Annotated in this window: 17 protein-coding genes; 13 read left to right on the top strand and 4 right to left on the bottom strand. The window is 65.0% G+C overall.

The annotated features are described in order from the left end of the window. Position 1: 1 nt before the first annotated feature. The 10 genes from xpsH (at position 2) to ACCQ03_RS17650 (ending at position 8,511) form a co-directional block, all read left to right on the top strand. Entirely contained in the window at positions 2-511 is a 510-nt protein-coding gene (xpsH, locus tag ACCQ03_RS17695) for a type II secretion system protein XpsH (RefSeq protein WP_057679019.1), read from the top strand. Continuing rightward, on the top strand, positions 508-924 hold the full coding sequence (xpsI, locus tag ACCQ03_RS17690) for a type II secretion system protein XpsI (protein WP_039572946.1): 417 nt from the start codon (positions 508-510) through the stop codon (positions 922-924). Before xpsH ends, xpsI begins: the two co-directional genes overlap by 4 nt. Next, positions 921-1,556 carry a type II secretion system protein J gene (locus tag ACCQ03_RS17685; protein ID WP_057679018.1) on the top strand — a complete coding sequence of 212 codons (636 nt, stop codon included), beginning with the start codon at positions 921-923 and terminating at the stop codon, positions 1,554-1,556. Before xpsI ends, ACCQ03_RS17685 begins: the two co-directional genes overlap by 4 nt. After that, the gene (locus tag ACCQ03_RS17680; protein WP_057679017.1) at positions 1,553-2,404 is read left to right on the top strand and encodes a type II secretion system minor pseudopilin; all 852 of its coding nucleotides are present in this window, start codon (positions 1,553-1,555) and stop codon (positions 2,402-2,404) included. The genes ACCQ03_RS17685 and ACCQ03_RS17680 overlap by 4 nt, the downstream gene beginning before the upstream one ends. Beyond that, positions 2,401-3,522 carry a PilN domain-containing protein gene (locus ACCQ03_RS17675; RefSeq protein WP_057679016.1) on the top strand — a complete coding sequence of 374 codons (1,122 nt, stop codon included), beginning with the start codon at positions 2,401-2,403 and terminating at the stop codon, positions 3,520-3,522. The genes ACCQ03_RS17680 and ACCQ03_RS17675 overlap by 4 nt, the downstream gene beginning before the upstream one ends. Then, positions 3,506-4,159, top strand: coding sequence for a type II secretion system protein GspM (gene gspM, locus ACCQ03_RS17670; RefSeq protein WP_017158142.1), 654 nt, complete (start codon positions 3,506-3,508; stop codon positions 4,157-4,159). Before ACCQ03_RS17675 ends, gspM begins: the two co-directional genes overlap by 17 nt. Continuing rightward, entirely contained in the window at positions 4,149-4,946 is a 798-nt protein-coding gene (xpsN, locus tag ACCQ03_RS17665; RefSeq protein ID WP_209226791.1) for a type II secretion system protein XpsN, read from the top strand. The genes gspM and xpsN overlap by 11 nt, the downstream gene beginning before the upstream one ends. Beyond that, a complete protein-coding gene (gspD, locus tag ACCQ03_RS17660; protein WP_057687040.1) occupies positions 4,943-7,228 on the top strand; it encodes a type II secretion system secretin GspD in 2,286 nt (761 codons plus the stop codon). The genes xpsN and gspD overlap by 4 nt, the downstream gene beginning before the upstream one ends. A gap of 36 nt (positions 7,229-7,264) precedes the next feature. Continuing rightward, entirely contained in the window at positions 7,265-7,573 is a 309-nt protein-coding gene (locus tag ACCQ03_RS17655) for a hypothetical protein (protein ID WP_139790958.1), read from the top strand. Between the two features lie 107 nt (positions 7,574-7,680). Next, positions 7,681-8,511 carry a glycosyltransferase family 2 protein gene (locus tag ACCQ03_RS17650; protein ID WP_057679367.1) on the top strand — a complete coding sequence of 277 codons (831 nt, stop codon included), beginning with the start codon at positions 7,681-7,683 and terminating at the stop codon, positions 8,509-8,511. 411 nt (positions 8,512-8,922) lie between these two features. On the opposite strand, the gene ACCQ03_RS17645 is transcribed toward ACCQ03_RS17650, so the two are convergent. From ACCQ03_RS17645 to ACCQ03_RS17630, 4 genes are all read right to left on the bottom strand, one after another. Continuing rightward, positions 8,923-9,651: a UTRA domain-containing protein gene (locus ACCQ03_RS17645; RefSeq protein ID WP_057679366.1), complete on the bottom strand. Its 729-nt coding sequence runs from the start codon at positions 9,649-9,651 to the stop codon at positions 8,923-8,925. A gap of 105 nt (positions 9,652-9,756) precedes the next feature. Further along, the gene (pnuC, locus tag ACCQ03_RS17640; RefSeq protein ID WP_057679365.1) at positions 9,757-10,332 is read right to left on the bottom strand and encodes a nicotinamide riboside transporter PnuC; all 576 of its coding nucleotides are present in this window, start codon (positions 10,330-10,332) and stop codon (positions 9,757-9,759) included. A gap of 253 nt (positions 10,333-10,585) precedes the next feature. After that, complete coding sequence (locus tag ACCQ03_RS17635; protein WP_209226788.1) at positions 10,586-12,748, bottom strand: TonB-dependent receptor; 2,163 nt, start codon at positions 12,746-12,748, stop codon at positions 10,586-10,588. Positions 12,749-12,779: 31 nt separating this feature from the next. Further along, positions 12,780-13,937, bottom strand: a complete 1,158-nt coding sequence (locus ACCQ03_RS17630; RefSeq protein ID WP_057679858.1) for a phosphotransferase enzyme family protein — start codon at positions 13,935-13,937, stop codon at positions 12,780-12,782. 601 nt (positions 13,938-14,538) lie between these two features. On the opposite strand from ACCQ03_RS17630, the gene ACCQ03_RS17625 reads away from it, so the two are divergent. The 3 genes from ACCQ03_RS17625 to ACCQ03_RS17615 all read left to right on the top strand — a co-directional run bounded on the left by ACCQ03_RS17625 (position 14,539) and on the right by ACCQ03_RS17615 (position 18,459). Continuing rightward, positions 14,539-15,378, top strand: coding sequence for a glycosyltransferase family 2 protein (locus ACCQ03_RS17625; RefSeq protein WP_057679857.1), 840 nt, complete (start codon positions 14,539-14,541; stop codon positions 15,376-15,378). A 128-nt stretch (positions 15,379-15,506) separates the two neighbouring features. Continuing rightward, positions 15,507-16,541: a hypothetical protein gene (locus ACCQ03_RS17620; RefSeq protein WP_057679856.1), complete on the top strand. Its 1,035-nt coding sequence runs from the start codon at positions 15,507-15,509 to the stop codon at positions 16,539-16,541. Positions 16,542-16,551: 10 nt separating this feature from the next. Then, positions 16,552-18,459 carry a glycosyltransferase family 2 protein gene (locus ACCQ03_RS17615; protein WP_150146893.1) on the top strand — a complete coding sequence of 636 codons (1,908 nt, stop codon included), beginning with the start codon at positions 16,552-16,554 and terminating at the stop codon, positions 18,457-18,459. The last annotated feature ends 21 nt before the right edge of the window (positions 18,460-18,480 follow it).

Genomic DNA, 18,480 nt, shown 5'->3' with positions numbered 1-18,480 from the left:
CATGCGCGTTGCGTGTCAGCCGTTGCGTCATCGGCATGGAGTGGTCGGCCCAGGTCGGGTGCGCGCGCGTGGCACCTCGTTGCTGGAGATGCTGCTGGTGATCGCGTTGATCGCAATTGCCGGCGTGCTTGCCGCCGCGGCATTGAACGGCGGCATCGACGGCATGCGCCTGCGCACCGCCGGCAAGGCGATCGCCGCGCAGCTGCGCTACACGCGTACGCAGGCGATCGCCACCGGCACGCCGCAGCGGTTCCTGATCGACCCGCAGCAGCGGCGCTGGGACGCACCCGGCGGCCATCACGGCGATCTGCCGCCGTCGCTGGAAGTGCGCTTCACCGGCGCGCGCCAGGTGCAATCGCGGCAGGACCAGGGCGCGATCCAGTTCTTTCCGGATGGCGCTTCCAGCGGCGGGCGCATCGACCTGCAGGTCAAGGACGCCAGGTGGCGCGTGGATGTGGGCTGGATCACCGGCGAGGTGCGTTCGGGCCCATTGCGGACGCCGGCGCCATGAGGCATCAGCGCGGTTACACCCTGATCGAAGTGATCGTCGCCTTCGCGTTGCTGGCGTTGGCGTTGAGCCTGTTGCTCGGTTCGTTGTCCGGTGCTGCACGCCAGGTGCGCGCGGCCGATGAAAGCACCCGCGCCACCTTGCACGCGCAATCGCTGCTGGCCGTGCAGGGCATCGACAAGCCGCTGGAGCCCGAGCAGCAACAGGGCACGTTCGAAAACGGCCACTTTCGCTGGTCGATGGACGTACGCCCCTACGACGAGCCACGGCGCAACCCGCAGGCGCCGATGTCGCCCGGCGCGCACCGGCTGCTGCAAGTGACCTTGGTGGTGCGCTGGGGGGAGCAGCCCAACCAGATGCTGCAATGGCGCACGTTGCGGCTGGTGGCGGCCAACACGCAGGGCAGCCCGCCATGAGTCGTTCGCGCAGCGCCGGCTTCACCTTGATCGAAGTGCTGCTGGCCACGATGTTGCTGGTCGGTGGGTTGGCGTTGGCGTTTGCCACCTTGCGCTCGGCCAGTGCGGTGAGTCAGCGCGGCGAAGCGATCGCACAGCGCAGCGAGCGCGTGCGAGCGGTGGAAGAATTCCTGCGGCGGCGCCTGTCCGCCGCATTGCCGATCGCCATGGGCATCGATACCCAAAGTCAGCAGCCGATCCTGTTCATCGGCGAGCCGCAACGCCTGCGCTTTGCCGCAGACGTGCCCGATTACCTGGGCCGCGGCGGGCCATATCTGCACGACCTGTCGGTGGCCGGCGATGGCGATCGGCGCAACCTGCTGATTGCGCTGACCATGCTGCAGTCCGGCAAGCCGATCGAAGAAAGCAGCCCGCTGCCGCCGGAACTGCTTGCCCAAGGCGTGCAGCAGGTGAGTTTCCGGTATCGCGGCATGGATCCGCAAAACGGACGCCTGAGCGCGTGGCTGCCGCAGTGGGAGTGGCACGACCGCCTGCCGCTCATGGTGCGCATCGACATCCGCAGTGACGATGCCGCATGGCCGCCGATGGTGGTGGCGTTGCCGCAATCCAGCAACCCGGGGGCAGGGCAATGACGCGCGCGCGCGGTGCCGCGCTGGTGCTGGTGCTGTGGTTGATTGCGTTGCTCACCGCGATGATCGGTGCGTTCGCGCTCACCGCACGTGTGGAAGCGCTGCAGGGCAGCATGCTGCGCAACGGTGCACAGGCGCAGGAATACGCGCGTTCTGGCCTGGAATACGCATTGTTTCGCTTGCAAGACGCCGACACCCAGGCACGCTGGCGCCCGGACGGCCGGCGCTATCGCTGGCAGATGGACGATGCCAGCGTGGAGATTCGTATCACCGATGAAAGCGGCAAGGTGGATCTGAACATGGCCGAGCCCACCTTGCTCGCCGGTCTGGTGCGCGCGGTGGGCGGCGATCAGGCCAGTGCCGGGCGCATCGCCGGTGCCATCGTCGATTGGCGCGATGGCGATTCATTGAGCCAGCCCGGCGGTGGCGCCGAAGATCGCGATTACGCCGATGCCGGGCTGCCGTATGGCGCGAAGGACAGCCCATTCGAAACCCTGGGCGAACTGCGCCTGTTGCTGGGCATCGATGGCGAGCTGTATCGCAAGCTGTTGCCCAACGTCACGCTGTACAGCGGTCGTTCGCGGCCTGAAGCGCGGTTTGCGCCCGCCCCGGTGCTCACCGCGATGGGGCTGGACGCGCAGCAACTGCTGGCCCAGCGTGACGCGCCGCTGGGTTTGCCGGGCAGCGAGGCGACGGTCGGTGGCTCGGGCACTTATAGTATCGAGAGCCGGGCGCGACTGAGTCAGGGACGCGAGGCCGTGTTGCGGGCGGTGGTGTCGACCAGCGCGTCCGCATTACCAGGGTCGGCCTATACCGTGTTGCGTTGGGAAGAGGGAGCAGCAGTGCAATGACCGCATGGCGGGATACCTTGGGTCGTATCGGCGTACGCGCCGTGCCGGGAGCCGGAGGCTTCTGGCGTTGGTGGCAACACTCGCTGCTGGCCTGGCTGCCGCAGCGCTGGCAATGGCAGTTGGGTCTGTCGCAGGCACGCCTGTTGTTGCAACAGGAGGGCGACACGCTGCAGTTGCTGCGCCAGCGCGATCACAGCTGCGATACCGTCGCCAGCCTGCCGTGGCCGGTGCATCCGCAGGAAGTCAACGGCTTGCTGCCGACAGCGCTTGAAGGCCTGCCGCGGCATTGGCTGTTGCCGGCCGCGCACGCCTTGCGCCGGACATTGCGCCTGCCCGCAGCGGCAGCGGCGCGCCTGCAGGACGTGGCGCGTTTCGAGATCGACCGACAAACCCCGTTCACCGCCGACCAGGTGTATTTCGATGCACGCGTGCTCGATGTGCGCGAAGACGGCCAGCTCGATGCCGAACTGGTGGTGGTGCCGCGACGCATGATCGATGGCCCGGCCGGCGTGCCGGACGCATGGAACAGTGCGCTGTCGGGCATCGACGTGACCGACGCCAATGGCCTGCCGTCGGGGGTGAACCTGCTGCCGCCGGCGCGACGCCTGCGCCGCAGCGACCCGATGCAGCGCTGGAACCTGTTGCTGGCCGCCTCTGCGCTGGTGCTGCTGGCCGTTGCCGGCTGGCTGCTGCTCGACAACCGCCGCCAGGCCGCCGACGATCTGCGCGCCAAGGTGCAGGCCAACGCCGCGCGCGCGCGCAAGGTCGCTGCCGAACGGCAGCAATTGATGGATCTGGTCGAAGGCGCGCGGTTCTTCCAGCAGCAACGCGCCACCCGCCCGACCTCGGTCGAAATCTGGGACGAACTGAGCCGGCGCCTGCCTGGTGGCACGTATCTGGAAAAATTTTCGGTCGAAGGCGGGCAACTGCAGTTGATCGGATTGAGCAACGAGGCCTCTTCGCTGGTGCGTCGTCTGGAAGGCTCGCCGTTGTGGCGTACGCCGTCGCTGACCGGGGTGCTGCAGAGCGATGCGGGGCGCAATGTCGACCGCTTTACCATCACCGCCGAGCTGGCCGGCCCCGACGCGAAGGAGGCGGCCGATGCCACGCAGCGTTAAGCGCGATCGCTGGATCGCTTTGGGCCTGCTGTTGCTGGTGATCGGCGTGGCCTACCTGGTGCTGGTGCACCCGTGGTTCACCCAACCGATGATCGCGGTGCAGGACGACCTGCAAGCGCTGCGCGAACGCGAACTGCGCGTGCGCGTGCAACTGCAGCAGGCGCCGGAAGTCAGCAAGCGGCTGCGGCAGGCGCGCCAGACGCTGGAAAGCCGCCCGGGCTTCCTGCCGGAAACCTCGGCCGAACTCGCCTCCGCCGGGCTGGTGCAGCGGCTGGAACGCGCGGTGGTGGAGGCCAGCCCCGGCAACCGCAGCTGCGCCATCAGCAATCGCTCGCCGTTGCAGCCGGAGAGCAAGAACCGCTTCACCCGCGTGGCGGTGCAGGTGCGTTTGCGCTGCGGCACCCCGGAACTGGCCTCGGTGCTGTACAGCCTGGAAAACGGCACGCCGCGCCTGTTCGTGGACAACCTCAACGTGATGGCGCAGCGCTACCAGCTCTCGCCCAACGAAAGCGGCAATGGCCTGGATATCGCCTTCGAACTGGCCGGCTATCTGCGCCCCGGTGCCAGCGCCGAACCGCTGAACGCCGCCGCGGCACCTGCTGCCCCCAACGCCGCGGAGGCCAGCAATGCGCCTTGACATGATCGGCCTGCGCACCTGGCTGCTGGTCACCGTGGTCGGTTGGGCACTGTTGGTGTGCGTGCTGGCCGTCGCCGGCCTGGGCAAGCGCGTGGAGCTGCTGCCCGACGACCCGGCGCTGGTGCAGCGGCTGCCCACGTTGCCGGCACCGGCGCCGGAGCGCCTGGGCGCATTCGAGAAATATTCGGAAATCGCCGCGCATCCGGCGTTTGCCGAAGACCGCCTGCCGCATCCGTTCTTCCTGTCCGGCAACGACGGCAGCAGCGCTGCCTCGACAGTGCGCCTGACCGGTGTGCTGCTGACCGACAACTTCAAGATGGCGACGTTGACCCTGGACCCGCAGGATTCGGTGCGCGTGCAGTTGGGCGGCGAAGCGGTGAAGGGCTGGCGCCTGCTCGCCCTGCAGCCGCGGAGCGCAACCGTCGAAGGCCCCAGCGGCACGCAAACCCTGGAATTGCACGTGTTCAACGGCCAGGGCGGGCAGCCGCCGACCGCCAATGCCGCCGCACGGGGTGCCGCCACTGGCGCCCAGCCGGTCCCGCCCCTCGACGCTGCCGCACTTGTCCCGCCGCAGCCGCCGCAACCGCAACCTGTCGCGCCGGGCCAGCAACAACAGCCAGGCGGGCAGGCACCGCCAACCGTGCCGCCGCAGCGCAGCGATGGCGCACAGGAAGCCCCACGCCCCTCCGACGATCAGATGCGTGCCATCCGCGAACGCATCGAAGCCCGACGCCGCCAGCTGCAACAGCAGCGCCAGAGCGGCTCTACCCCCGGTCAGACCCAATGAGTGAACGCATGACGCCGCGCCTGTTTCCCGTGTCCCTGCTGATTGGCCTGCTGGCCGGTTGCGCCACCACTCCGCCGCCGGACGTGCGCCGCAACGCGCGCCTGGATCCGCAAGTCGGGGCTGCCGGCGCCACCCAGACTGCCGCCGAGCAGGCTGCCGATGGCAACGCCAACGCCAGTGCCAAGCCCAGTCCGGTGATCCGGCGCGGCAGCGGCACCATGATCAACCAGGGCGCCGCGTCCGCGCCGGCGCCCACGCTGGGCATGGCCAGCAGCGGCAGCGCCACCTTCAACTTCGAAGGCGAGTCGGTGCAGGCGGTGGTCAAGGCGATCCTGGGCGACATGCTGGGACAGAACTACGTCATCGCGCCCGGCGTACAGGGCACCGTGACCCTTGCCACGCCCAACCCGGTCTCGCCGGCGCAGGCCTTGAACCTGCTGGAGATGGTGCTGGGCTGGAACAACGCCCGCATGGTGTTCAGCGGTGGCCGCTACAACATCGTGCCGGCCGACCAGGCGCTGGCCGGCACCGTGGCGCCCAGCACCGCATCGCCCTCGGCCGCACGTGGGTTCGAAGTGCGCGTGGTGCCGTTGAAGTTCATTTCCGCCAGCGAAATGAAGAAGGTGCTCGAGCCCTACGCACGCCCGAACGCCATCGTCGGCACCGACCCGGCGCGCAATGTCATCACCCTGGGCGGTACCCGCGCCGAGCTGGAAAACTATCTGCGCACCGTGCAGATCTTCGACGTGGACTGGCTGTCGGGCATGTCGGTGGGCGTGTTCCCGATCCAGTCCGGCAAGGCCGAAAAAGTCAGCGCGGATCTGGAAAAGGTCTTCGGCGAGCAGAGCAAGACGCCCAGCGCCGGCATGTTCCGTTTCATGCCGCTGGAAAACGCCAACGCGGTGCTGGTGATCACCCCGCAGCCGCGTTATCTGGATCAGATCCAGCAGTGGCTGGACCGGATCGACAGTGCCGGTGGCGGCGTGCGGCTGTTCTCCTACGAGCTGAAGTACATCAAGGCCAAGGATCTGGCCGATCGTCTTTCGGAAGTGTTCGGTGGCGGGCGTGGTAATAGTGGTGGCTCTCCTTCGCTGGTGCCTGGAGGTGTCGTAAATATGCTCGGTAATAACAGTGGCAGTGCAGATAGAGATGAGAGTCTTGGAAGCAGTAGCGGAGCCACTGGCGGAAGTATCGGTGGCGCGAGTGATGGTTCCAGTCAATCCGGCACGTCAGGAAGTTTCGGCGGAAGCAATGGGAGTGGCATGCTTCAGCTGCAGCCCAGTACTAATCAAAACGGTAGCGTTACTCTGGATGTTGAGGGCGGCAAAGTTGGCGTCTCGGCCGTGGCTGAGACGAATACGCTGATAGTGCGTGCGACTGCTCAGGCATGGAGCTCTATTCGCGACGTAATTGAAAAGCTTGATGTAATGCCGATGCAGGTCCATATTGAAGCTCAGATCGCTGAGGTGACGTTGACTGGTGACTTACAGTATGGCGTCAATTGGTACTTTGAGAATGCGGTTACTAACCCATTTAATTCAGATGGAAGCGGCGGCCCTGCCCTCCCCTCGGCTGCAGGTAGACGCATATGGGGTGACATTTCGGGAAGTATTACGAACAATGGAGTAGCTTGGACATTCCTCGGAAAGAATGCTGCTGCGATTATTAGCGCGCTAGATCAGGTGACCAATCTACGCCTTTTGCAGACGCCATCTGTTTTTGTTCGAAATAATGCAGAGGCAACACTTAACGTTGGATCGCGAATTCCTATAAATTCCACATCCATCAACACCGGGCTTGGCACAGATGCCAGCTATTCGTCGGTGCAATACATCGATACCGGTGTTATTTTGAAGGTGCGTCCGCGGGTAACCAAGGATGGCATGGTATTTCTCGATATTGTCCAGGAAGTTAGTACGCCTGGGGCGCGACCAGCTGCTTGCACAGCTGCAACAGCCACAACGATCAACAGTGCAGCTTGCAATGTTGATATCAATACTCGCAGAGTTAAAACTGAGGCGGCTGTTCAGAATGGTGATACCATCATGCTTGCTGGCCTGATAGACGACAATACTTCTGATGGAAGTAATGGCATACCTTTTCTTAGTAAATTGCCAGTCGTAGGCGCTCTTTTCGGACGCAAGACACAAAATAGCAGTCGTAGAGAAGTTATCGTGCTTATCACTCCGTCAATAGTTCGCAATCCTCAGGAGGCGCGTGATTTAACTGACGAGTATGGTGCTAAATTTAACGCAATGAAGCCTTTGAGTGGTCACAAATAAATTGCAGGGGGGGTCAATCAACATGGAGAGTAAAAGATGATTAATAAAAAGTGTTCCCGTTTTATTCGCGCAAGTTTAGTGGCTGCTAACGTTTTCATAGTGGCGGGGGCTGGTGCAATTCCATTTAGTCAGTTCTTCAGTGAACAATATAGTGGCATACCACTTTCTAATGCAATTAACATTGCCGCAGGCCAGGCAAGGGTAAAGGCTTATCACAATGGAGACGGTTGGGGGCAGTCGGCTCTGTCGTCGAAAACATGTCCTATGACGTCTTATACGTGGTGGCAAGACCCCGCATTGGGTTTGACTGTTATCGCGACAGTGACCTGCACTCGGGAAATTTAGGCTATAAAGTGATTATTTGCGAAGAGAGGGTCTCGGTGCGTATTGCCGAGGCTTTCTTGAAATGTGGTTTTTATTTAGTCAGAAGCATGCGGGCGATCTCAGGGTAGATGGAGCCTATTGTTTTAATACCGGTGGGCACCGACGACGAGGCGCTGGATGCGTGTCTGGGCGCACTGGATGCGGCCACGCCCGCGGGAACACGCGTCTGGCTGGCCGATGATGCGCAGGCCGGCCCGCGTGGGCGCGCAGTGATCGACCATTGGCTGGCACGCACGCAATTGCAGGCGCACTACACCCGCCGCCAGCGCATGCTGGGAGAGGTGGCGCATCTGGACGAAATGCTCGGCGCCTGCGGCGATGCCGACGTGGTGGTGCTGGGGCTGGATGCCTGCCCGCTGCCCGGATGGTTGCGGCAACTGACCGCGTGTTTTGCACGCGATGCGGCGATCGCCACTGCCACGCCATGGAGCAATGTGGGCGAAGCCTGCAGCTGGCCGCGGCTGGGCGAACTCAACCCCATGCCGGACGCACCCGAGCGGCTTGCGGCTGCCTGCGCCGCGATGCCCCCGCTGCACCCGGAACTGCCGTCGGCGATCGGGCACGCGGTGCTATTGCGCGGAACGGCGCGGCGCAAGGCCGGTGGCCTGGACGCCAACAGTTACGGCTCGTGGTACGCGGCACTGGTGGACTTGAGCCTGCGCATGGGCGGGCTGGGCTGGCGTAACGTGTTGTGCGACACCGCCTTCGTTGCCTCCCCGCACGAGGGCCGCCCGGCCGAAGGCGATATGGACGCGCTGGCCACCCGCTGGCCGGCCTGGCATGCGCGCCTGGCCAACTTCCTCATGCACGACCCGTTGCGCGCGCAGCGCGATCAGCTGACTCGACTCCTGGCGCACCTGCCGCCACCGGACCTGCAACGCGCCTTGTTCGAGGCCTAACGGCCCCGCCGAAATGATCTGCCCACCGACAGGCGCGGTGATCGTCCGGAATCCGCATGGATCACGCATGCGCCACGGCGTTCGTCGTCCGATCATGCCCACCTGGCGATCGCAGGTTCCTCCGCTGCCGCACCCGCTCCTCTGGCGATCGCAGGTGTCGCGTTACCGGATCGACGCCGTGATGCCTGCCATCAAGGGAAGGGCGGAACCGCCGCGCGGACAGTCGTGCCACGCCGCAGCACGTCACCTGCGCGTTCTATCCCGAACAACGCCATACGACCCATCCCCCGTATCGGTTCTGCTGTCGATAACACCGAGGCGGCAGCAACGCCGCACACATCACGAACGCAGCAATGCGGCACGCTCTTCAACGATTCCCGATTCCCGATTCCCGATTCCCGATTCCCAGCCCTAAAAAGCAGGCCGCGTCGGCGCCTCGGTCCGCACCACCACATCCAAGGCGTCATGGCGCCAGGATTCGATATCCAGCTCCACCGCGCGGCCGTCTTCGGCAAAGCTGACCCGCTGCAGCCGGAAACACGGCGTGCCGGGGGTGGACTGCAGCAACATCGCCTGTGTCGCGTCCAACCCGGCCGGATGCATCGACAGCTGCGCGCGGCTCAGGAACAGTCCCAGCCGCTGGTTGAACACGCTCGACAGCGACCCGGCCAGATCGTGTTCGAGCAGGCCCGGCGCCCAGGCCGCGAGCACCACATTGGTTTCCAGCAGCACGGCGCGGCGGTCGATCCAGCGCCGACGTTGCAGGACGAACACCTCGTCGTATGGGCTGTCCAGTCGCAATGCCGCGGCGTAAGCCGCACCCGCGACCTGCCGGGTGGCGCTCAATAATTCGGTGCGCGGCTTGCGTCCTTGCGCCGCCACGTACTGCATGAAGCCGGCGATGCTGGTGGGGTCGTAGCGCACGCGCGGCGCGCTGACGAACCAGCCGCGGCGGTTTTCGCGGTAGATGCGGCCTTCGGCTTCCAGTTGCTGCAGCGCTTCGCGCAGCGTGATGCGGGTGCAGGCGAATCGCTCGGCCAATGCGCGTTCCACCGGCAGGCGTTGGTCCGGTCCCCATTCGCCGGCTGCAATTTGTGCGGAGATCGCTTCGGTGATGGCGTGTTGGCGCGACACGCTCATGCGGCGAACCGCAGACGGAAGACGCAGGGCGTGATCGAGGTGATGGGGTGGGAGGCGTGCATGTTGCGATGGTAAAGAAGAACGCGCGCGCAAACCGCGACCGGCTTAGCGGGCGACAGCCGGGTTCTGGTTCTGTTGGGTTTTCCAGCTGCGCCAGCCGTACACCGCAAGCGCCACAAAGCCTGCGTAGAGCACGGCAGTGGGGTACAGCCCTTTGCTGATGAAGACGCCGACATAGGCGCAGTCGAGCACGATCCACAACACCCAGTTGGCGATGCGCTTGCGTGCTGCCCACACGCTGGCCACCAGGCTGAAACTGGCCAGCGCCGCGTCCAGCCATGGCAGCACCGCATCGGTGCGGTGATGCATATAGGCGCCGAGCGCCGCAGCGAACGCCGTGCCGATGCCCAGCGAAAGCCAGCATTCGGCGGACGGCATCGGCAGTGGCCGTATCCGCGTGTCGGCAACGGTCCCGGGTTGCCAATGCCACCATCCGTAGAGCTGGGTCAGCACGTAGACCCCTTGCAGCAGCATGTCCGAGTACAGCTTCCACTGGTAGAACAGCCACGCATACAACGCCACCGCCACGATGCCCACCGGCCAGCACCAGCGAGTGCGCCGCGCGGTGAGCCACACCCCAAGCAGGTTGATCACGACGGCGATGGATTCGAGCAACGACATGGATTGCCTAATGGAAAGTGGAAAGCGGGCAGACGTGCGGCTTGTGCGAAATCGTGTGGCAGCCGTTAGGGGATGCTGCGCGATGCCCCCCAGTCTGCGTGCGATGGAAACGCGACAGCGCCCGCACCGCTGACGACGCTGCTGCCGCCTTCAGCCGGTGCCTGAAAAGCGCGCAGCTGCCGGTGATGTCGCTTCGATGTCCTTCCCCCGCTTGCGGGGGAAGATGCCCGAAGGACTCATGGGGCCGCAGACCCTAGAAGTCCACCTGCACCGTCAGCCGTGCGGTACGCGGTGCGCCGGGGAACAGATACGCATCGCCCTGATATTCGCCGGAATCGCGCCAATAGCGCTTGTCGAACACGTTGTCCACGTTCAAGCGCCAGGTGGTCGCCAGCCCGCCCAACGCCGTGGCGTAGCGGGCACCCAGGTTGGCCACCCTGTAGGCCGGCACGCTGGCGTTGCCGAGACGGTCGGCAAACTTGCGCCCGCTGTATTGCACGCCGGCCAGCAGTGCCAGACCATCGATACCGGGCACGCTGTAGTCGGCCTGCACGCTGGCGCGCAGCTTGGGCACGTTGATCGCCTGATGGCCTTCGTACTCGGCAATGTCGGTGTCCTCTGCGCGCGCGCGGATGGCCGCGACGCTGGCGAACAGGCGCAGCTGCCGGGTCGCTGCGCCGTCGGCAGACAGCTCCAGGCCGCGGTTGTGCAGGCGGCCCTGCTGCACATAGAGCAGACCGCCATCGGCCTGCGGTTGGGTGAACTGATAAGCCTGGCGGATGTCGAACAGGGCCGCGCCCAGGCGCAGGCCCTGCAGGTCGATCTTTGCGCCGGTTTCCAGCTGGTAGGCATTGGTGGGCGGCAGGATCGCGTCGGCGTTATCGGCAAACCACGGCGCCGTGCCACCGGCCGCCAGGCTCTTGGCGTAGCTGGCATACAGCGACATGTTCTGCTGTGGCTTGAACAACAGCGCCGCCTGCGGCACCACCGTGTCTTTGCGCGTGCGGCGTTCCAGCAGGCCGTCGCGATCGAAGCTGCGTTCGTCCAGTTGCACGTAGCGCGCACCAAGCGACAGTTCCCACTGCGCACCCAGGCCGATCCGGTCGGCCATGACCAGCGCACGCTGACGGCTGTCCAGACGGCGCTGCTTGGGATCCAGCGCAACATCGGTCTGCGCAAAGACCTCCGGGTCGCGATCGATACTGCCACTGCCGACGAATTCGTTGACCGAACCAAAACGATCGACGGTGCGGCGCAGCCATTCGCCGCCGATGCTCAGGCGATGCTCCAGTGCGCCGGTGGCGACATGGCCTTCGAGCGTGGCACGCAGCTGATCGTGCACGCGGGTGTCGTCGGGGCTGCGGTAATCGTAGATGTCGTACTCGCCCTGCGCGCTGAAGACGTTCGGCGTGGCGATGTCGGCGCAACTTGCCGCGCCATAACAGCCCCAGGCGAATGCAGAGAAATCGTTGATCTTCGAGCGGCTGCGCGATGCTTCGGCGGTGGTGCGCCAGTCGTCGTTGAACTGGTAGGCGTACCGCAGCTGCGCGTTGAGCGAATCCATTTCCACCGGCCGTGCCCAGGGCTGGTAGCCGAGCAGGCGGTGCACATCGATATCGCGCGGTACCTGCGTGCCGCCCAGCAGTTGATAGCCCGGCACCGAGCGCTGTTGCCGGTGCTGATACTCCACGTCCAGCTGCAGCAGCGCCTGCGGGGTGATCTTCCAGTCGCCGGCCAACGACAGGAAATTGCGGTAGCCGTCGGCGTGATCGACATAGCTGTCGATATCTTCGCGTGCGGCGTTGACGCGTAACCCCAGCGTGCGTTTGGCACCGAACCAGTCGCCCAGGTCGGCGGCGACATAGCGCGAGCCTTGTTCGTCGGTGCCCAGGGTCACGCTGCGCACGTGCTCGGGCCGCTTGGTGCGGTAGTCGATCAGCCCGGCCGGTTCGTTGACGCCCGATTGCAGCCCGGCCAGGCCCTTGAGCAGTTGCACCTGCTGTTTGTTTTCCAGGGCGATCGATTGTTCGCCCACCGCGCTCATGCCGTTGATGCGGTAGCTGTTGGCGGCATTGAGCGAATAGCCGCGCACCACGAAGTTTTCGTAATAGCCGATCGGCGCATACGCATCGCCGGCAGAGGCATCGGCGCGCAATACCTCACTGAGGACGCGCGCCTGACGATCGAGCAATTGCGCACGATCGATGACCGCGATCGAGGCGGGGGCGTCCAGCAGCCGGGTGGCGCCAAATCCGCTCAATGCCGTGCCGGTTTCCACGCGCTCGCCACGCACGTTGACCGCGTCCAGTTCGACCGCATCGGTGCCGGCTTGTTGCTGCGCCAGTGCAGGAGCGCAGCACAATGCCAGTGCAAGCGCGAGCGGGCAGCGGGAGAACAGGGGGAGGGCAACGGACATTGGGCAAGACTCGACAGGGAAGGGAAGGTGCTCACGGCAGCCGGCGCGCACGTGCGTGCAGATGTGCGAGCAGCTGCTGACCATCGGCGCTGGCGAACCAGTCCGCGTGGCCGAGCAGATAGCGGTGATAGGCGATGTCGGCATTGGCGGGCGAACGGGTGATGCCGGCGAAATATTCCATTTCGCTCAAGGCGAAGTCGGCATGCACGATCGGCAGCAGTGCGGCCAGGCGGCGCACCTGGTTTGCGTCCAGTGGCCGATGCTGCGCGTAGCCTTCCAGCAGCGCGTCGAGCTGGTCGAGCTCGGCCTGCGCGCGTGCGCCGGTGTCCAGCCGCAACCAGGGAATGAGGTTGCGTTCGATCGCGGTGGCCAGATCGAATAGCGCGCTGCTGCAATCGCTCAATCCGAAATCGAAGATGGCGCTGACGCGGGTCGCTCCGTCGTTGGTGTCCCACAGCAGGTTGGACGCATGCCAGTCGCCGTGCGTCCACAGCGGCGGCAGCGCGCCGGGCGCCGACAGCAGCGGCCACGCCTGCGCATGCCAGGGCAGCAGGTGGGTGGCCAGGTCGTCTGGCCACGGGCGGTCCTGCAGGGCTGCTGCCAGGTGCGGCCGCGTTGGCAAGGCATCGTGCAATGCCTGTAGCGGGTCTGCCTGCGCAAACAATCGCAGATTGGCGACCAGGACGCTGGTGGAGCGTGCCGGCGCATCGAAGCCCTGGGCCGCGCGATGCAGTTGCGCCAACGCAGCGCCGGCCGCCCGCGCATGCGCAACGTCGTTGAACGGTGTCCACGACAATGCATCGCGGTAGAGGTCGTGGCCCGCACCGACCCGCTGCACTTCGTACACCCAATCCGCGTGCGCCAGCGCAGTGCGGCCCTGGGCGTCGTGCAGCACCTCCACCACCGGCACACCTGCCCAGCGCAGATGGGCCATGAAGCTGTGTTCCTCGCGCAGTGCGGCCACGCTGCGCACACTGCAGTGGTGGCGTTTGACGATGACTGGGCCACTTGCAGTCTCCACGCAGGCCGCTGCCGAGAACGGTCGCGCGCTATGCCAGCGCACCTCGCGGAGGTGGCCCACCGCCGCAAACCGCTGCAGCACGCGATGGATTTCATCGTTGGTCAGGACTGGCCAGTCGGGCAATGCCAGTTCCAGGCTCATGCCATGCACCTGATGCGGCACGTTCATGGCCCGCCTGCCGACAGACGCGGCAGCCTTGCGACGTCGGAGAGTGGTATAGACCAAGTGATCAGGAGTAAAGCTGCGGACGCGGCGCGCGCGCCGTCAAGAACAAGAACGGCGCTGCCGGGCCGTTGTCGCATCGCATCGGCCATCAGGTCGCGGCGATGCAGGCAATGAAAAGGCAGCGCGAAACCGCAAGGTCGCTAACCGTCATCTCAACAATCAGGTGTGGGAGTGCACCAAAAGCAACCTGCAACCCGGCTGGCGATCAGGTGCATGCGGGCGACGCGCTGCGATGTGGATGTACACCTGGTACATGCATCGAGTGCTGCCCGCGCTTGCCTGGCTGCGCAGTCAGTTTACCGGTCGAACAAAGTGTGGCAACGGAGACCGCGTGCGGCTCCGGGCGCGCAGTATGCGCCTTGCGGCGATGGGGCGCCATGCTGCAAGGCGCGCTCGCGCCGGGCACTGCGTGCAAGCGGTAGCGTGGCGCAGTGCCAACCGGGTCCGGACGCGAGGCAATGCGGCCGCGGCAGCGGCTGTCGCGCCGCGCGCATCGGCCAACCCAAGATGGCGCTGCGCTGCTCCGGCACCGGATAATGGCCGGATGACTCCCGTCCAGATCGCCGCCGTCGTCGTCACCTATGAAAGCAGCAGCACCATCGATGCGTGCCTGTCGCGATTGCGCGCGGCCGAGGGCATCAGCGAGATCCGGGTGGTCGACAACGCTTCCAGCGACGACACCCTGGAAGTGGTGCAGCGTCATGCCCTGGCTGATGCGCGGCTGCATTTCATCGCCAATCCCGACAACCCCGGTTTTGCGACTGCCTGCAACCAGGGCGCGCGCGATTCGCAGGCCCCCTGGCTGGTCTTCATCAACCCGGACCTGATGGTCGCGCGCGATACCTTGCTGAAGCTGCACGACCGGGCAGCGGGGCATCCGGCGGTGCTGCTGGGGGTGGAGCAGGTGGATGAGCAGGGGCGCCCGGATGCGGCCGTGCGCCGCCGCGACCCGGACTTCGCCGCGATGCTGCGCGCGCCGCGTGTCGCCGCCAATCTGGCGATGCCGGCCGATCCGTCACAGGCCTTGCAGCCGGTGGATGCCATTTCCGGGGCGTTGATGCTGATGCAGCGCAGCCTGTTCGACCGGCTGGATGGCTGGGACGGCAGTTACCGGCTGCATGCTGAAGACCTGGACCTGTGCCGGCGCGCCCGCCAGGCCGGTGCCCTGGTGGCGGTGGCCAATGATCTGCAGGTGTTGCACGTGCGCGGGGTCTCCAGCCGCGCGCGGCCGTTCTTCGTGGAGTGGCACAAACATCGCGGGTTGTGGCGCTATTTTCGTAAATTCGAGGCTGATCGACGCGGGCTGCCGACGCGGCTTGGCGTATGGCTTGCGATCTGGATCCACGCAGTTGCCCAGGTGCCGCGTTTGTTGCAGAGCAAATGATCTGGATCGCGTTAAATTTGTGATAAATCGGTGATGGGTCGCCGGCCGCAACTGTGGTACGTTTCGCCCCGAAGTGTGATCAACCCCAGCTTCCTGTCCCTCCCGGGTCCCCCATCAGGAATCGTGCAATGTCTTTTCAGAACGACCCGCAAAGGCGGGTGCGTCGGTCGTGCGCTACCCCGCTGCAGTCCAGTTCGGTTGCCTCGTTGTGTCATCCCAGTCCAACCCATCCGCGTGCGCTGTCGGTCCTGGCATCGGCGCTTGCCCTGAGTGGTGTGCTTGCCGCGTTGCCGGGCACCGCATTGGCCGGTGCGTGGACCCAGCCGCAGGGCGACACCCTGGTGATCGTCAAGGCGCTGCATAGCGATGGCCGTGGCTGGTTCGACGACGGCCACCATCGCACGACCTTCGGCGACGGCCAGCAGTTCGACGGCAACGGCCGCAGCCGTCAGGACCAACTCAATGTCTATGTCGAGCATGGTCTGACCGACAAGCTCAGCTTCATCGGCAACTTCTATTTCAACGACGTGGGTTTCAGCAACCACGATGCTGTCAACGGCCGTCAGCAAACCACGACGACCGGTTTTGCCGATCAGGAAATCGGCGTGCGCTATGCGTTGCCGAGCGCGCAGAACGATGTCTGGCGCAGTGCCGTGCAAGCCTTGGTGAGCATCCCCGCGTATGGGCGCAGCAAGACCTACCACCCGAACAATCCTTCCGCCAATTCCGACCCTGCGCTTGGCCTGGGCGACTATGGCCTTGAGCTGCGCTACAGCCGTGGCCGCGGTTACACGTTGGGCGGCCGCAACGGCTACGTCGATCTGGGTGGCGCGGTCCGCCTGCGCGGAAGCGCGGCGTCCGACGAACTGCGGGTGGACGCGTCCACAGGTTTGAGTCTGACCCCGAGTTGGTTGCTGTTGGGCGAACTCAACGTCATCCAGGGGTTGGGCAACGGGCGTGGCAACTTCGATGTTGTCGGTAGCGGTGGCGGGGTTGGCTTCGTCGCCACCGGCACCAACTACGACCTCACCAAGGTGCAGTTGTCCACGCTGTACACCGCGCCAGGTGGCAGCCAATGGCAGCTGGGGTATCAGCAGCCGGTGATGGGCCGCAATACCGGTGCCGCAGGCGGGCCATTCGTGGCCGCCTGGTGGCGTTTCTAAGGGGCTGCACATGACGGTCACCTGCGAAACGGACGCGCTGGGACGAGCACCGGACATCGGCCGCGAACGCGGTCTGCTGGGTCGTGCGCTGGTGTCGGCAGGCGTCATCACCGATGAACAGCTGCGCTCGGCGCTGGCGTTGCAGCAACGCTGGAATTCGCGCCTTGGCGATGTGATCCTGGCCCAGCGTGGCGTGCCGGCGCAGCGGTTCTACGCCATCGTTGCCGCGCACTTCGGGCTGCAATTCATCGATCTGGTGCAGCAGCCGCCGGATCCTGCGCTGCTCACCCCCGGCGATCTGGATAGCTATGCGCAACGGCTGGTGTTGCCGTGGCGGCGCGAGGGCGGCGTGCTGGTGCTGGCGGTGGCCGATCCGGATCCGGCCTTGTTCGCCTGGGCACGTGCCCATTACGGCGACGACGTGCGCTTTGTCGGGACCGCCAAGTTCGACATCATCTGGAGCCTGCAGCGCTACGCCGACGAGCAGCTCACCGACAACGCGTTGAACCTGCTGGCGGCGCATGCGCCGACGTATTCGGCACGCCAGGTCATCACGCGCGGGCAGAAGTTCGCATTGTGGGCGCTGGCGGCGGTGATGCTGGTGACCTTGGTGGTGTTCCCGGTGCCGGCCTTGATTGCCGTCAACGTGCTGGTGGCGCTGGGCTTTCTGGCCACCTTCGGGCTGAAGTTGCTGCTGGTGTGGTTCGGCTCGCGCCATCGCATCGACATCAAGGTCACCGAAGACGAAGTGGCCGCGCTGCGCGACGACGACCTGCCGGTCTATACCGTGCTGGTGCCGATGTACAAGGAGCCGGAAGTCCTGCCGATCCTGGCCAACGCGCTGCGCAAGCTGGATTACCCGATCAGCAAGCTGGACGTCAAGCTGGTGCTGGAAGCGGACGACCTGGACACCATCGAAGCGGCCAAGAAACTCGGCCTGGAAGCGTTCTTCGAAATCATCCGGGTGCCGCCGTCCCAGCCCAAGACCAAGCCCAAGGCCTGCAACTACGCGCTGCACTTTGCGCGTGGACAGCTGCTCACCATCTACGACGCCGAAGACAAGCCCGAGCCGGACCAGCTCAAGCGCGTGGTGGCGGCATTCCGCAAGGCCGAGAAGGATGTGGTGTGCATCCAGGCGCGGCTGAACTACTACAACGCCGACGAGAACTGGCTGACGCGGATGTTCACGCTGGAGTACACGCTCTGGTTCGACTTCTACCTGCCGGCGCTGGAATACCTGCGTATTCCGATTCCGTTGGGTGGCACCTCCAATCACTTCCGTCTGGACGTGCTGCGCAAGGTGCGCGCCTGGGACCCGTACAACGTCACCGAAGACGCCGATCTGGGCGTGCGGCTGATCCAGAACGGGTATCGCGTCAACGTCGTCAATTCCACCACCTTCGAAGAAGCCAACGTCAGCATCCCCAACTGGATCCGGCAGCGTTCGCGCTGGCTCAAGGGCTACATGCAGACCTGGCTGGTGCATATGCGCGACCCGGTGCATCTGTATCGCAGTACCGGCTTCAAGGGATTTTGGGGGTTTCAGTTCTTCATCGGCGGCGGCTTTTTCACCGCATTGGGTGTGCCGGTGCTCTGGGCGTTGTACGCGGCGTGGGCACTGACCGGCACCACGATGTTCGAGCGATTCTTCCCACCGTGGCTGGCGGCGGTCTCGCTGGTCAATCTGCTGCTGGCCAATGCGTTCTTCATCTACATCACGCTGGTTGCGGCATTCAAGCGCGACTACTTCAAGCTGGCGCCGTACGCACTGACGGTGCCGTTCTACTGGGCGTTGCAATCGATTGCCGCCTACAAGGGTCTCTGGCAGCTGATCCACAATCCGTTCTATTGGGAGAAGACCACGCATGGCATCAGCAAGCATTCGGAAAACGAACGCCGCGCCGCACTCGAAGAGTGAGCCGGTTGCGCAGCGTTGCGA

Origin of the sequence: Xanthomonas sp. NCPPB 3569 (genome assembly GCF_041475645.2) — a bacterium.
In the GTDB taxonomy this organism is placed as follows: Bacteria; Pseudomonadota; Gammaproteobacteria; order Xanthomonadales; family Xanthomonadaceae; genus Xanthomonas; species Xanthomonas phaseoli.
Note: the sequence above shows the minus strand (reverse complement) of the source record. Positions and strands in the feature narration are given on the sequence as shown.

Excerpts from the sequence above, each read along its gene's own strand:
- xpsH (WP_057679019.1), top strand. The coding sequence starts at position 2 with ATGCGCGTTGCGTGTCAGCCGTTGCGTCATCGGCATGGAGTGGTCGGC.
- xpsI (WP_039572946.1), top strand. The coding sequence starts at position 508 with ATGAGGCATCAGCGCGGTTACACCCTGATCGAAGTGATCGTCGCCTTC.
- ACCQ03_RS17685 (WP_057679018.1), top strand. The coding sequence starts at position 921 with ATGAGTCGTTCGCGCAGCGCCGGCTTCACCTTGATCGAAGTGCTGCTG.
- ACCQ03_RS17680 (WP_057679017.1), top strand. The coding sequence starts at position 1,553 with ATGACGCGCGCGCGCGGTGCCGCGCTGGTGCTGGTGCTGTGGTTGATT.
- ACCQ03_RS17675 (WP_057679016.1), top strand. The coding sequence starts at position 2,401 with ATGACCGCATGGCGGGATACCTTGGGTCGTATCGGCGTACGCGCCGTG.
- gspM (WP_017158142.1), top strand. The coding sequence starts at position 3,506 with ATGCCACGCAGCGTTAAGCGCGATCGCTGGATCGCTTTGGGCCTGCTG.
- xpsN (WP_209226791.1), top strand. The coding sequence starts at position 4,149 with ATGCGCCTTGACATGATCGGCCTGCGCACCTGGCTGCTGGTCACCGTG.
- gspD (WP_057687040.1), top strand. The coding sequence starts at position 4,943 with ATGAGTGAACGCATGACGCCGCGCCTGTTTCCCGTGTCCCTGCTGATT.
- ACCQ03_RS17655 (WP_139790958.1), top strand. The coding sequence starts at position 7,265 with ATGATTAATAAAAAGTGTTCCCGTTTTATTCGCGCAAGTTTAGTGGCT.
- ACCQ03_RS17650 (WP_057679367.1), top strand. The coding sequence starts at position 7,681 with ATGGAGCCTATTGTTTTAATACCGGTGGGCACCGACGACGAGGCGCTG.
- ACCQ03_RS17645 (WP_057679366.1), bottom strand. The coding sequence starts at position 9,651 with ATGAGCGTGTCGCGCCAACACGCCATCACCGAAGCGATCTCCGCACAA.
- pnuC (WP_057679365.1), bottom strand. The coding sequence starts at position 10,332 with ATGTCGTTGCTCGAATCCATCGCCGTCGTGATCAACCTGCTTGGGGTG.
- ACCQ03_RS17635 (WP_209226788.1), bottom strand. The coding sequence starts at position 12,748 with ATGTCCGTTGCCCTCCCCCTGTTCTCCCGCTGCCCGCTCGCGCTTGCA.
- ACCQ03_RS17630 (WP_057679858.1), bottom strand. The coding sequence starts at position 13,937 with ATGAACGTGCCGCATCAGGTGCATGGCATGAGCCTGGAACTGGCATTG.
- ACCQ03_RS17625 (WP_057679857.1), top strand. The coding sequence starts at position 14,539 with ATGACTCCCGTCCAGATCGCCGCCGTCGTCGTCACCTATGAAAGCAGC.
- ACCQ03_RS17620 (WP_057679856.1), top strand. The coding sequence starts at position 15,507 with ATGTCTTTTCAGAACGACCCGCAAAGGCGGGTGCGTCGGTCGTGCGCT.
- ACCQ03_RS17615 (WP_150146893.1), top strand. The coding sequence starts at position 16,552 with ATGACGGTCACCTGCGAAACGGACGCGCTGGGACGAGCACCGGACATC.